Annotated in this window: 11 protein-coding genes and 1 riboswitch; of the genes, 7 read left to right on the top strand and 4 right to left on the bottom strand. The window is 43.2% G+C overall.

Annotation, left to right across the window (positions count from 1 at the left end; genetic code table 11):
- Nucleotides 1-19 precede the first annotated feature (19 nt).
- Both crcB and ABID56_RS06385 read right to left on the bottom strand, forming a co-directional pair.
- Nucleotides 20-385 carry a fluoride efflux transporter CrcB gene (gene crcB / locus ABID56_RS06390; RefSeq protein ID WP_354219793.1) on the bottom strand — a complete coding sequence of 122 codons (366 nt, stop codon included), beginning with the start codon at nucleotides 383-385 and terminating at the stop codon, nucleotides 20-22.
- Nucleotides 382-744 (bottom strand): fluoride efflux transporter FluC, encoded by a 363-nt coding sequence (locus ABID56_RS06385; RefSeq protein WP_354219792.1) that lies wholly within the window; start codon nucleotides 742-744, stop codon nucleotides 382-384. Before ABID56_RS06385 ends, crcB begins: the two co-directional genes overlap by 4 nt.
- A gap of 120 nt (nucleotides 745-864) precedes the next feature.
- A riboswitch (M-box (ykoK) riboswitch) is annotated at nucleotides 865-1028 on the top strand.
- A gap of 134 nt (nucleotides 1029-1162) precedes the next feature.
- Here ABID56_RS06385 and mgtE point away from each other — a divergent pair.
- Nucleotides 1163-2530, top strand: a complete 1368-nt coding sequence (gene mgtE, locus ABID56_RS06380) for a magnesium transporter (RefSeq protein WP_354219791.1) — start codon at nucleotides 1163-1165, stop codon at nucleotides 2528-2530.
- A gap of 217 nt (nucleotides 2531-2747) precedes the next feature.
- On the opposite strand, the gene ABID56_RS06375 is transcribed toward mgtE, so the two are convergent.
- Complete coding sequence (locus ABID56_RS06375; RefSeq protein WP_354219790.1) at nucleotides 2748-4130, bottom strand: glycine--tRNA ligase; 1383 nt, start codon at nucleotides 4128-4130, stop codon at nucleotides 2748-2750.
- A 396-nt stretch (nucleotides 4131-4526) separates the two neighbouring features.
- Here ABID56_RS06375 and pcrB point away from each other — a divergent pair, with 396 nt between their 5' ends.
- From pcrB to pruA, 5 genes are all read left to right on the top strand, one after another.
- On the top strand, nucleotides 4527-5222 hold the full coding sequence (pcrB, locus tag ABID56_RS06370) for a heptaprenylglyceryl phosphate synthase (protein ID WP_354219789.1): 696 nt from the start codon (nucleotides 4527-4529) through the stop codon (nucleotides 5220-5222).
- A 14-nt stretch (nucleotides 5223-5236) separates the two neighbouring features.
- The gene (gene pcrA / locus ABID56_RS06365) at nucleotides 5237-7477 is read left to right on the top strand and encodes a DNA helicase PcrA (RefSeq protein ID WP_354219788.1); all 2241 of its coding nucleotides are present in this window, start codon (nucleotides 5237-5239) and stop codon (nucleotides 7475-7477) included.
- Between the two features lie 17 nt (nucleotides 7478-7494).
- Complete coding sequence (ligA, locus tag ABID56_RS06360; RefSeq protein ID WP_354219787.1) at nucleotides 7495-9495, top strand: NAD-dependent DNA ligase LigA; 2001 nt, start codon at nucleotides 7495-7497, stop codon at nucleotides 9493-9495.
- Between the two features lie 3 nt (nucleotides 9496-9498).
- Complete coding sequence (locus ABID56_RS06355) at nucleotides 9499-10695, top strand: CamS family sex pheromone protein (protein WP_354219786.1); 1197 nt, start codon at nucleotides 9499-9501, stop codon at nucleotides 10693-10695.
- A gap of 175 nt (nucleotides 10696-10870) precedes the next feature.
- Nucleotides 10871-12418 carry an L-glutamate gamma-semialdehyde dehydrogenase gene (gene pruA / locus ABID56_RS06350; protein ID WP_354219785.1) on the top strand — a complete coding sequence of 516 codons (1548 nt, stop codon included), beginning with the start codon at nucleotides 10871-10873 and terminating at the stop codon, nucleotides 12416-12418.
- Nucleotides 12419-12576: 158 nt separating this feature from the next.
- Here the strand turns inward: pruA and ABID56_RS06345 are convergent, their stop codons facing one another.
- Nucleotides 12577-12948: an SLAP domain-containing protein gene (locus ABID56_RS06345; protein WP_354219784.1), complete on the bottom strand. Its 372-nt coding sequence runs from the start codon at nucleotides 12946-12948 to the stop codon at nucleotides 12577-12579.
- 99 nt (nucleotides 12949-13047) lie between these two features.
- Here ABID56_RS06345 and ABID56_RS06340 point away from each other — a divergent pair, with 99 nt between their 5' ends.
- Nucleotides 13048-13500 carry a DUF2269 family protein gene (locus ABID56_RS06340; protein WP_354219783.1) on the top strand — a complete coding sequence of 151 codons (453 nt, stop codon included), beginning with the start codon at nucleotides 13048-13050 and terminating at the stop codon, nucleotides 13498-13500.
- Nucleotides 13501-13507: the final 7 nt, after the last annotated feature.

Raw genomic sequence — 13507 nt, 5'->3', positions numbered from 1 at the left:
AACGTGCACTTAATCGACATTAGTGCACGTTTTGTAATATTTCGGCTGTTATCATAAAGAGTGCGATGGAACCGATGATGGTTACGAGACAGTAGGTGGCAAACGCTCGGTAAGCTCGGGCCTGCCACAGTTGCATCGCTTCGACACTAAACGTCGAAAATGTGGTGAACGCACCGAAAAACCCGGTGCCAACTAATAGATAAAGCGACTCTGCTTCGGTTATTAAATAACTAACGACCGCTAACCCGATAGATCCTAGTAAATTAACGATAATCATGGCAATTGGAAAGTCTTGTGTAGAGCGGAGACGCATGATGAGCTCACCGATGATGTAACGGCAAGCAGCTCCGAACGCACCGCCAATCATAACGAAGGTGAACGTCATGTGTCTTGCCCCCGTTTCATCACATTAAATCCTATAAAAGCGAGTCCTATACCGCCAATGACAGAGGCGAAACTGTAGCTGGTCGACAACAACCACGCACCATTTAGCGTCATTCTATGGATGTTTTGAGCAAATGTCGACATCGTCGTAAAACCGCCTAATAGGCCAACGCCAACTCCGACTTTTAGCCACTGCGGCATTGTGTTTGATTGGGTGTAGGCTGTCAGGCACCCTAACAAAAAGCTTCCGATTAAATTAACCATGATCGTCGACGTATTGGCAAACGCTACATCGATTGAATAGCGAAAAAACGTTCCAATGGCACCACCAAGTGCAACAAATAAAGCATTAAGCCACATCAATACCCCTCACTTTGTATCATATTGGTATATTATAGCATATACGTCGTTTGAATTTCGTGTCGATTCGAACAATTGACGTGTCGCTTCGCATCATTTATTCTATAAAAGACAAAATGATAAAACCCTCGTTAGGTGAGGCTCCTGTGCGGAGATATGCTACTGCCCAAAAATGTCCAAAGACGCCAATGGGTCAACAAAAACGGTCGACATAAGGTCGTTTTTAACGTAGCTGGTACATCCTATGCCGTACAGTGCTAAAGCTCAAACGAATGGAGGACGCTTTGATTAAGATTTGTTATCATCACTCGCCTTTCTCCTTGTTTGAGAGAGGCGAGTTTGTTTTTTAGATATATTATTAAGGTTGCGTTATATATGAACGCATTGCGGGTACATGCTACTAAAGGAGGTCGTTAACATGATGATGCGTCGCCAAACGAAATTGAACTTATTTGAGCAATTATCAGACTTACTAAAAAAAGGTGAAACCGAACTTTTTCGTGAGTCGTTATTAGCATTACATATTCAGGATCAGGTCGAGTGGTTTGAACAACTAGATGATATCACGTTGCGCAAACAAGTGTATGAGGCTCTGACACCCGAAGAAATGGCGGATATGTTAGAAGAACTAGAGACTGAAGAACAACAAAGCGTCATGGAAGAAATGGAGCGCGAGAAATGGATCTCCACGCTGAATGAAATGGCTTCAGATGATGTCGTTGATTATTTAGAAGAATTAGAAGATGACGACGTATCGACGGCTTTACAAGAAATGGACGATGAAACGGCCGAAAAAGTGCAACAGATTATGGAGTATGACGATGAAACCGCCGGCGCATTAATGGCGACAGAATATATCGCGATTAAAACGACGGACACCGTACAACAAGTAATGTCGCGTCTGCGAGATGAAGCGCCTGAAGCGGAAACGATTTATTATATTTATGTTATAGATCAAGACGGGTACTTAGTTGGTGTCGTATCGCTCCGTGATTTGATTACGAGTGACCCGAGTGAAGTGATTGAACAGGTGATGAGTCGTCGCGTTGTGTCGGTTCAAACGAATCAAGACCAAGAAGACGTCGCCCGACTTATCCAAAAATACGATTTTCTCGCAACTCCAGTTGTAAATGACGAGCATCAACTCGTTGGGATCATTACAGTTGACGATATTATCGATGTTATTGAAGATGAGACAACGGAAGACTTCGGGGAGATGTCAGCTGTACGTGGTGCGACAGGGACAGATATTACCGCTTGGGAATCAACGAAAAAACGCGCCCCGTGGATTATTATGCTCATGTTTTTAGGGCTGATCACAGCTGAAGTGATTGGTTATTTTGAAGATACACTGCAAACGATTGTGATCTTAGCTGCGTTCATTCCGTTATTAATGGATGCTGCAGGTAATACGGGAACACAATCACTAGCTGTCATGGTGCGTAATATTGCACTAGGCACGTTCGATAAACGTAACGTCTGGCAAGTATTACGACGTGAATTGTTGACGGGTATCATGATTGGGGCCGGGAGTGGCGTCACAATTGCATTATTAATTATTTTATTTTACGAACAAAACTACGTCATTGCTGCTATCGTGGGGATTTCCATTATGCTGACTTTGAGCGTGTCGACTTTGACGGGTTCAATTATTCCACTGATTATTAATCGACTAAAAATTGATCCAGCCGTCGCATCAGGACCGTTTATTACCACATTGAATGATATATTTGGACTGTTGATTTACTTTACGATTGCGACATCGATGATTGAGTATTTGATGTGAGTGAGTAGAGAAATGCTTGTTATCGAAGGGTTGAAGTTTGTGGTTAATGCAATTATCGGCGAAATTCAGAGGTTTATCGGCGAAATTTGCAAATCTATCAGCGAAATTCTTAGTTTTTACAGCGAAATTGAATAGGTTATCGGCGAAATAAGTGATTTTATCGGCGAAAACCGAATGTTATAAAAAGGACCGCATGCTCGCATGCGGTCCTTCCCTATTAGTATTGAATTTTATCTTGCAAAAAGTCTTTCAAATCCGCGATTGGCATGCGGGTTTGTTCCATGGTGTCACGGTTACGGACAGTGACTTGGCCGTCTTCTTTGGAATCGAAATCATAGGTGATGCAATAAGGTGTACCGATTTCGTCGTGACGGCGGTAGCGTTTACCGATTGAGCCAGCGTCGTCATAGTCGACCATGAAGTCTTGAGCTAAATCCTGGAAAACCTCTTGTGCTTCGTCAGCTAGTTTTTTCGATAATGGGAAGACCGCTGCTTTAAAGGGTGCAACAGCTGGATGGAAATGCATCACTGTACGTGATGAACCATCTTCAAGTTCTTCTTCCTCATAAGCGTCTGTTAAAAATGACAGTGCTAGACGATCCGCACCTAAGGCTGGTTCGATGACATATGGGATATAACGTTCATTTGTTTCTTGGTCGATATATTCCATGTCTTCACCAGAATGTTCAGCATGTTGTTTTAGGTCGTAATCTGTACGGGAAGCGACGCCCCATAATTCGCCCCAACCGAATGGGAATTCGTATTCTAAATCAGTCGTTGCGTTACTGTAGTGGGACAGCTCGTCTTCATCGTGTTCGCGGCGACGAACTTTCTCTTGATCTAGACCTAAGTTGAGTAACCAGTTATGGCAAAAGTCGAGCCAATAATCGAACCAATTATGTTCTTCGCCTGGTTTGCAGAAGAATTCCATTTCCATTTGTTCGAATTCACGTGTACGGAAAATGAAGTTACCTGGTGTAATTTCGTTACGGAAACTTTTACCGATCTGAGCGATGCCGAATGGTAGCTTCTTACGCATCGTACGCTGAACGTTTTTGAAATTGACGAAGATACCTTGTGCTGTTTCTGGTCGCATGTAAATTTCGTCAGATGAATCATCCGTTACGCCTTGATACGTTTTAAACATTAAGTTGAACTGGCGGATGTCCGTGAAGTCACTCGAACCACAATCAGGGCACGTAATGCCTTCTTCTTCAATAATTTTCACGAGTTCGTCGAATGGTAAGCCGTCGACGACACGTTCTTCACCTTTTGCTTCGAAATGGTTTTCGATTAAATGGTCGGCGCGGTGGCGTGATTTACACTCTTTACAGTCGATCATCGGGTCGTTGAAGTTCCCTAAATGACCGCTCGCTTCCCACGTTTTCGGGTTCATTAAAATTGCTGAATCAAGTCCGACATTGTACGGCGATTCTTGGACGAACTTTTTCCACCATGCGTCTTTTAAATTTTTCTTCAGTTCAACACCGAGTGGGCCATAATCCCATGTGTTTGCTAGGCCACCGTAGATTTCGGAGCCTTGGAAAATAAAACCACGATGTTTACAGTGATTCACGATATGTTCCATGTCTTGTGCCATTAGAAAAACCTCCTATAGTTGTTGCTAATCCATTAAAAAACTCCCGCCCCTTGAGCTAATCGAATAGCTCAGGGACGAGAGTGTATTTCCCGCGGTTCCACCCTGATTGATGCATTTGCATCCACTTTCAGGCGATCACTCCAGATTGCCGTTTCACATCACCTTACTCCAGGCTCACACCATCCCTGAATCGCTCGTTGGTAGCGGGTTATGCTACTATTAATCCTTCATCGTCATCATACGTTTATTCATTTATTCTCATATATAGTAGCATACCATGCATCTTTTCTCAACGTTTTCGTTAACAGATTATCACTTTTCTTAGGCTGGTCGATGAAAGGTGAGGGTGTTTTTTGGTATAATAGATAAGGTTAGAACGATGATGGAGGAATAAGTGTGACTGATCCGTTTAACGCGTGGCGTCACGTGTTTAAGTTAGATCCGAACAAATACATAACAGATAGCGATTTACATCACGTGTGCCAATCAGGGACAGATGCGATTATGATTGGCGGGACGGATGGCGTGACGCTAGACGATGTAGTTAATTTATTAGCACGCGTCAGACGATTTAAGTTGCCATGTTTATTAGAGGTGTCAAACCTTGATTCGATTACCCCTGGGTTTGATTATTATGTGATTCCGACTGTGTTAAACAGTGGCGATAAACAGTGGATGATTGATTTACACCACGAAGCGGTCAAAACATACGGCGACTGGATTGAGTGGGACGAGCTGTATATGGAAGGTTACGTCATGTTAAATCCAGCTTCTAAAGCGTATCAATATACAAACGCAAAGCCTGTGACGACAGATGATGTCGTCGCTTATGCACGGTTAATTGAGCATTTAATGCCGCTGCCAATTATGTATTTGGAGTACAGCGGGACCTATGGCGACGTGGATTTGGTCGAACGTGTTAGTCATGAACTTAACCGAACGACGCTTATTTACGGGGGCGGCATCGAGACGAAAGCAGAAGCTCAGGCCATGGCTGAACATGCGCAAATTGTCGTCGTCGGTGATGTGATTTACCGCGATATTGACCGAGCGATTGAAACGGTAGAAGCCGTCAAGCAAGTAGAACGATAAAAGGTGGGAATGTCATGAGTATGACGATGAACGATATATTAAACGCGATGAACCCCGAACAACAGAAGGCGGTTAAACATACAGAAGGACCACTTCTCATTATGGCAGGTGCAGGCAGTGGTAAAACACGAGTATTAACGCACCGTATTGCGTATTTACTCGCGGAAAAAGGAATTCAGCCTTACAATATTTTAGCGATTACGTTTACGAATAAAGCAGCGCGCGAAATGAAGGATCGTGTCGAGAAACTTGTCGGCGAAGAAGCGAAAGATATCATTATGTCAACGTTCCACTCGTTATGTGTGCGGATTTTACGCCGAGATGGTGACCGTATTGGCATTGATCGTAACTTTGCGATTTACGATGCGACCGACCAGAAGACAGCGATCAAAGAAGCGCTACGCATTCAAAACTTGGACCCGAAGCAGTATGAACCACGCGCGATGCAAGGGGCGATTAGCCAGGCGAAAAACCAGCTCATCACGCCAAAACAGATGAAGCAACAAGCGAATAATTACTATGAAGAGCAGGTTGCATCAGTCTATGATACGTATGAAACCATTTTGCGTAAAAATAGTGCACTCGATTTTGATAGTTTAATTATGGAAACGTTTTTCTTATTTGACCGTGTACCTGACGTGCTGCAATATTATCAGAACCGTTTTCAATATATTCACGTTGATGAGTACCAAGATACGAACAAAGCGCAGTATCAGCTCGTCAAAAAATTAGCCGATCGTTTCGAAAACTTATGCGTCGTCGGCGATTCCGACCAATCGATTTATAAGTGGCGCGGAGCGGATATTTATAATATTTTGTCGTTTGAAAATGATTATCCGAATGCGAAAACGATTTTCTTAGAACAAAACTACCGTTCGACGAAGACGATTTTGCAGGCGGCGAATGATGTGATTGAGCGCAATACGTCGCGCAAGCCGAAAGAATTGTGGACGGAGAATGATGGTGGCGAGCGTATTCGCTTATATGAAGCGCGTGACGAGAAGCAAGAGGCGCGTTATGTACTTGATCAAATTCAAGAATTGACGCAAGAGCACAGCTTTAGTTATGACGATATTGCCATTTTATACCGTACGAATGCCCAGTCGCGTGCGATGGAGGATGTGTTCGTGAAATCTGACATCCCGTACCAAATCATCGGCGGTACGAAATTCTACGACCGTAAAGAAATTAAAGATTTGCTCGCGTACTTGCGTTTAATTACGAACCCGAATGATGATATCAGTTTTCTACGCGTCGTGAACGTGCCAAAGCGCGGGGTAGGAAAAACGTCGATCGATAAACTGCAAATGCATGCCGAAATGCATGATTTATCGCTGTTTGAAGCGGTTCAAGATATTGCCTTAGTCGGCGTTAGCAAAAAAGCTGGTCAGCAACTACAATCATTCCGCCACTTAATTGAAAATTGGCAGTCGCAACAACAGTTTCTAAGTGTAACGGAAATCGTTGATGAAGTACTATCAAAATCAGGCTATGAAGATATGTTACAGCAAGACAAATCGCTCGAATCGCAAAGTCGCCTAGAAAACTTAGAAGAATTCAAAACGGTAACGCGTCAGTTTGAAGAAGCGAATGACGATACAAGTTTACTTGCCTTTTTAACCGATTTAGCGCTCGTGAGTGATCTCGATCAATCAGACGATGACGCGCAAGAACAAGTGACACTAATGACGCTCCATGCGGCGAAAGGGCTTGAATTCCCGGTTGTGTTCTTAATAGGACTCGAAGAAAATATTTTCCCGCACAGCAGGTCGTTGTTCGATGAAGAAGAAATGGAAGAAGAACGCCGTCTTGCGTATGTTGGTATAACGCGGGCTGAGCAGCGGTTATTTTTAACGTATTCCTCGATGCGAACGCTATTTGGCAGAACGCAATTTAACCAGCGCAGTCGCTTTATTGACGAAGTGCCGGATGAACTACGCCAAGTGGAAGGCGAAATTAAGCAAGCGTCTGGACAACAGAATGAATCATTTGAAGACGCGATCCAGGCGTTAGCTGATTCGAAAAATGAACCGAAACAACCGCAGCCGAAGCGTCGTGCGAAGACGATTAAGGAGCAACCAAACGACCCTGAAACGTTCCAAATCGGCGATAAAGTGAAGCATAAAAAGTGGGGAGAAGGAACGATTGTGAAAGTTGAAGGGACAGGCGGCAATGCCGAAGTCGATATCGCATTCCCTGCTCCTGTTGGCATTAAGCGTTTGTTAGCCCAATTTGCCCCAGTCGAAAAATTATAACGAGGAGTGGCGTGGATATGACACGTGACGAAGCAAAACAACGCATTCAAGCGTTACAAGACGAACTACATCAATATAATTACGAATATCATGTACTCGATAACCCAACGGTCTCAGACGACTATTACGATAAGACATTCCGCGAGCTGATCAATTTAGAAGACGAGTACCCGGAATTTCAAACGGCTGATTCGCCGACTCAACGTGTAGGCGCGGAGCCGCTTGATCAATTCGTGAAAGTCGATCATAACGTGCCGATGTTAAGCCTCGGAAATGCGTTTAACGCACAAGAACTACGAGACTTCGACCGCCGCGTCAAAGAACGTGTCGGCGATCAAGTACGTTATGTTTGTGAGCTTAAAATTGACGGTTTAGCGGTTTCATTATTGTATGAAAATGGCCAATTCGTCCGCGGGGCCACGCGTGGTGACGGCAAAACGGGCGAAGATATTACGCAAAACTTAAAGACGGTCAAAAGTATCCCGCTTAAGATTCGTGAAGAAGAAACGATCGAAGTGCGAGGGGAAGTCTTTATGCCGAAACGGTCGTTTTTAGCATTGAATGAAGCGCGGGAATCGAATAGCGAAGAACCGTTTGCCAACCCGCGTAATGCGGCCGCTGGTTCCTTAAGACAACTCGATCCGAAAATTGCAGCACGCCGTAATTTAGATATCTTTTTATACAGTGTTGGTGAATGGGAAGCCGCAACGACCGCTTCGCATAGTGAACGGCTAAAGTATATGAAAGAACTCGGCTTTAAAACAAACCCGGAAACCGAGACGTTCGAATCGATCGAAGACGTCATTCAATTTACGGAAGATTGGACAGTGAAACGACACGAGCTTGATTATGAGATCGACGGGATTGTGATTAAAGTTGATTCGATTGATTTACAAGAACGGCTCGGTTTCACCGCGAAAAGTCCGCGCTGGGCGATCGCTTATAAGTTCCCTGCCGAGGAAGCGGTCACGACGTTACACGATATTGAGTTAAGCGTCGGACGTACAGGTGCTGTGACACCGACTGCTATTTTAGAACCAGTACAAGTTGCGGGTACAACTGTACAACGTGCGTCGCTTCATAATGAAGATTTAATTATTGAAAAAGACATTCGCTTGCATGATACCGTCATTATTAAAAAAGCGGGTGACATTATCCCAGAAGTCGTCAGAGTCGTGACAGATGAACGAACAGGCAATGAACAAGTGTTCCGCATGCCTGAAAACTGTCCTGAATGCGGTGAGCCACTTGAGCAACCGGGGGGTGAAGTCGCCTGGCGTTGTGTGAACCCAAACTGCCCGGCTCAACTGAAAGAAGGATTGATTCACTTTGTGTCACGCAATGCGATGAATATTGACGGCTTAGGTGAAAAAGTCATCGAGCAACTGTTTGATCATGAATTAATCCAAACGATTGCTGACTTATATAAGCTCACGCCAGATGATTTATTACCACTAGAACGTATGGGACAGAAATCGGTTGATAATTTACTGAAAGCGATTGAAACGTCGAAAGATAACTCGCTCGAACGATTATTATTCGGTCTCGGCATTCGCTTTGTCGGTAGTAAAGCCGCGGACACATTAGCTGCACAATTTGGTACGATGGATGCTCTTATGGAAGCGGATAAGGATGATTTCGAAGCGGTACCTGATATTGGTGACAAAATGGCAGCTTCGATTGCGACGTATTTTGAACAAGACCAAGTTAAACAATTGATTGACGAATTGAAATCGCTCGGCTTAAACATGACCTATTTAGGTGAAATCGTTGAGGCAAGTGAGGATTCGCCGTTTTATGATAAAACAGTGGTCATTACAGGCAAATTCACTGATATGAACCGACAAGACATTAAAGCTCAAATTGAAGCATTAGGCGGTCAAGTGACAGGGAGTGTCAGTAAGAAAACGGATATTCTAATCGCAGGTGACGATGCTGGGTCAAAATATGACAAAGCCGTTGACTTAAATGTGTCCATTTGGGATGAAGCGCAATTGTTAGAGACATTGGAGGCGTAAGAATTGGCATTATTAAAGAAAGGGTTTGCCCTGCTTATGTTCGTCATTATACTATCAGCTTGTACGCCAAACTTTAATTCCGAAGAAGAAGTGGTGCAAGACAATAATGACGAACAGCAAACGCAAACGGAAGAAGAACAACAAATGATTGTCTCTCCTGATCAATTAGATACAAACGATTATCGCATGGTCTTGCCGTATCAACTGAGTGCAGCAAGAGGAACAGTGACAAATCAAATTTCGAATCGTTATGATATTGATGAGTTCGAACAAGGGTTAACTCGTTTATCGAAGGACACATTTTCCCCTGACGATTATTTGTTTCAAGAAGGTCAATATTTAGCTGAGAATACGGTTTATGATTGGATTGATGACGTCAATCCCGATAAACCGAATGATTTAAGAGACGAATTAGACAATGCTGAAGCTGAAGATGACATAGAAGCCATTAGGGATGAATTAGAAACGTATCAAGAAAAAAACCCGCGTGTGGTGTCGCATATATTAGAGCAAAACTTTTTAACGCGCGAAGAAGAAAACCGCGTTGAGATTGCAGGTATGTCAATTGGGATTGCGCTTAAATCAAAATATCAATTTAGTGTGGACTATGGCCCGACAAATGACGTTCAGATTAGTGAAGAAGAAATGCTGACGATTGGAAAGGAAACAGCCGATACAATTGTCCAACGTATTCGGGAAGACTATGAAGAATTACAAGACATCCCGATTATGGTCGCGTTATATCGTGAAAACAGCCCTAACGCGTCAGTTCCAGGGTCTTATGTATCGAAAGCGGTCGTAGAACCGAATGATATGCTCGTAAGTGATTGGCAATCGCTTGATGAAAAGACGGTTTTATTCCCGTCAAGTGAAGCTGAAAGTGATTACTACGAAGATTCTGAGATGTTTACGGGCTTTAGACGTGACGTATCCGATTTCTTTCCGAACTATATTGGGGTCATCGGCCGAGGCTTTTACAAAGACGGTGAATTGCAAGAGTTATCGATTAATATCCCGGTTGAATTTCACGGCAAACAAGAAATTAACGGATTCACCCAACATGCGGCTTCGCTTATGATGGAGCACTTCCCGTCATACTTTGATGTCGAAGTGGCTGTTGAATCTCCATCGCGTCAGGAAGCTGTGCTGTTCAGACAAGCTGGTGAAGAAGATATCACTTATCACATTTATCATGATTAAAGTATTGCAAGTTATTTCAAAGCGAATGCAACGTTCCTGCAACATATGGCAAGGAACGTTGCTTTTTTTATCTGAAAAAACTGCAATTTTATTTGATTAGCGTGACGTGTTCGTTTAAAATGGTTTATGGAAGCGCTATTACATGGCGTAAAATCGTTAATAGGAGGCATTTCTCATGGTACAACCTTACAAGCACGAACCATTCACAGATTTTTCAATTGAAGAAAACGCTAAAAAGCAAGAAGCTGCTCTTCGCCAAGTGGAACAAGAACTCGGTCAAGATTATCCACTTATTATTGGTGGAGAACGTATTTATACAGAGAAAAAGATCACATCGATTAATCCAAACAATAAACAAGAAGTGGTCGGAACCGTATCAAAAGCAGACCAAGAGCTAGCTGAAAAATCGATGAACGTAGCAGATGAAACGTTCGAATGGTGGCGCAAATCGACGGCTGAAATGCGCGCAGACATTTTATTCCGCGCGGCAGCGATTGTTCGTCGACGTAAATATGAATTCAACGCATGGGCCATTAAAGAGTCTGGTAAAGCGTGGAAAGAAGCAGATGGTGACGTCGCAGAAGGCATTGACTTCTTAGAATATTACGGTCGTCAAATGTTAGAAATCGCAAAAGGCGGCGAAGTAAACAGTCGCCCAATCGAAAACAACCGTTTTACTTATATTCCTCTAGGTGTTGGTCTTGTGATTTCACCATGGAACTTATTGTTCGCGATCATGTGTGGTACAGCTGTGTCGCCGATGGTAACAGGTAATACCGTCTTATTAAAACCTGCATCGAACTCGCCTGTTATTGCGTATAAGTTCATGGAAGTGTTAGAAGAAGCGGGCATGCCATCAGGTGTTATCAACTACATCCCAGGTAGCGGTAGTGAAGTGGGTGACTACTTAGTTGAGCATCCTAGAACACGTTTTGTAAGCTTTACAGGATCTCGCGATGTAGGTGTTGGTATCCATGAGAAAGCAGCGAAGATTCAACCAGGTCAAAAATGGTTGAAACGTGTTGTCGCTGAAATGGGCGGTAAAGACACGATCGTCGTTGACAGTGAAGCTGATTTAGAATTAGCTGCTCAATCGATCGCACAATCAGCTTTTGATTTCTCTGGTCAAAAATGTTCATCTGGTTCGCGCGCAGTGGTGCATCAAGATGTCTATGACCAAGTGCTTGAACGTGTCGCTGAAATCACAAAAGGTCTATCGATTGGTGATACGTCGAAAGAGAACTATTACATGGGTGCTGTCATTGATCAAAGCGCTTACGACAAAATTATGGGATACATGGACGTTGGCAAAGAAGAAGGCCGCTTAGTTGTCGGTGGTGACGGCGACGATACAAATGGTTATTACGTGAATCCAACCATTTTCGCTGATTTAGATCCACAATCACGTATGCAACAAGAAGAAATCTTCGGACCAGTCGTTGGCTTCACGAAAGCGAAAGACTTTAACGAAGCAATCGACATTGCGAACAATACAGACTACGGTCTAACAGGTGCGGTAATTTCGAACAACCGTAACCATTTAGAAATTGCTCGCGAAGACTTCCACGTAGGTAACCTTTACTTCAACCGTGGTTGTACAGCAGCAATCGTCGGTTATCACCCATTCGGTGGTTTTGACATGTCTGGTACGGATTCAAAAGCAGGCGGACCTGATTACCTTTACAACTTTATGCAAGGTAAGACAGTGTCTGAAATGCTATAAATCAACAAAAAAACCTCTCGGAAGACTGATGTCTCTCGAGAGGTTTTACTTTTATCTACAGTGTTGCATCATAATTTGAGAATCTTGCATCAACTTTTTATTGGCTTGCATCATTTTTATTATGCCTTGACTCAAACTCTTTGAGCCTTGATTCAAAATCAGGATTTCTTGCACCAACCGCGAATAACTAGCTCATCGTCTTCATCAATCGGCGTTTTATAATCGGTGAAGATGAACGTCCAAGGCATTGAATGTTTAGCTTGGATGTCGATGGGGACGGTGAACGTGCCTGTTGCTTGGTTTGCCCAATCAATGATTGTGCTATCTAATCTGACAGGTTGATCACTTAGGTTATGAATTAAAACCGTGACGAGTAAATGGTTGCGATGATTATAAGCATGTTTCAAGATAGTGAATTGAATACTTGAATCATCGGCAAATATAAGTTGATTGAATTGGGCTTTAATCCATTTTCGGTCTTGGTCGGCAATGGTTTTATCCCATTTAGGTTCGAACATGAGTCGTTGCATGTTAATCACTCCTATGACTTTAAATTGTACGCTTGTTGTCACGATTTGTCACGGGCGGTTCAAATATATTTGCGCTATAATGAGGGTGGAGGTGTTACCATGTCGTTGTATGAATGGCTTGTCTTAACCCATATTGTATCAGCTATTATCGGAATGGGGCCGGGGTTTGTTTTAACACGAGTAACGAAATCTGCTACAACTCTACCAGAACTCAGGCATGGTTACACGATTAAACGGCAACTCCACTATTTTGTGATGGCTGGTGGCACATTACTCTTAATCACAGGCCTTTGGATGGGAGCGATTAATCCACCGTTGTTTCAACAAGGTTGGTATGTCATAAGCCTTAGTTTATATTTGATTGCTTTAGCCATGGGGCCGACTGTTTTAAAATGGTATTCGAAGCCGGTTAAACAGTTACTTGAACAGGCAACAGGCGAGCAAATTACTGAAGAATACCACCGTTTAGCGAACAAATTATATCGCGTGGAATATTTCGAAAACACACTGTTTATTGTTATTATAATATTAATGATTACGAAACCATTTTAGTAGCCAG

It is taken from the genome of Alkalibacillus flavidus (assembly GCF_040545925.1).
GTDB classification, from domain to species: Bacteria; Bacillota; Bacilli; order Bacillales; family Alkalibacillaceae; genus Alkalibacillus; species Alkalibacillus flavidus.
Note: the sequence above shows the minus strand (reverse complement) of the source record. Positions and strands in the feature narration are given on the sequence as shown.